Below are 372 nucleotides of genomic sequence, written 5' to 3' on the forward strand. Positions count from 1 at the left end.
ACGCTCAACGCCTTGAGCCGCGGCATGGGTCCCCGTCTATTTGATTCGTTTACATCAACGAGCGGCCGTAAAACGGCCGTACGGCCAGCGGGTTGAACGCAGACGGCATGCCCGGCTTGAAAGCCAGCAAGATAATGAAGTGGGTCGCCCAGGCCGTGCAGCCGGCCGACGCGATGGTGACAGGTTCCCACAGGCTGCGCGTCTTCCGCCCTGAGCGTACGGCATGGTCGGCCAGGGCAAAGGACGCATAGATACCGCAGAGGCAAACCAGGCCCGCGAGCAGCACCAACCACGGATCGTGGTCGTGCCGGACGCAGTCGAAAACCTGTACGACCTGGGAGTACATCATGCTCGGCTAACGGCAAGGCGTTA

General features: G+C 62.1%; 1 protein-coding gene. It reads right to left on the bottom strand.

Going from position 1 to position 372, the window contains the following annotated elements:
* Window positions 1-49 precede the first annotated feature (49 nt).
* Window positions 50-349, bottom strand: coding sequence for a diguanylate cyclase (locus AAIO73_RS20250; protein ID WP_231729959.1), 300 nt, complete (start codon window positions 347-349; stop codon window positions 50-52).
* Window positions 350-372: the final 23 nt, after the last annotated feature.

The organism is Sphingomonas epibiotica (assembly GCF_039615155.1).
Lineage (GTDB): Bacteria > Pseudomonadota > Alphaproteobacteria > Sphingomonadales > Sphingomonadaceae > Sphingomonas.

What these genes read in the sequence shown, in the direction of transcription:
- AAIO73_RS20250 (WP_231729959.1), bottom strand. Translation starts at nt 349, where the DNA reads ATGATGTACTCCCAGGTCGTACAGGTTTTCGACTGCGTCCGGCACGAC.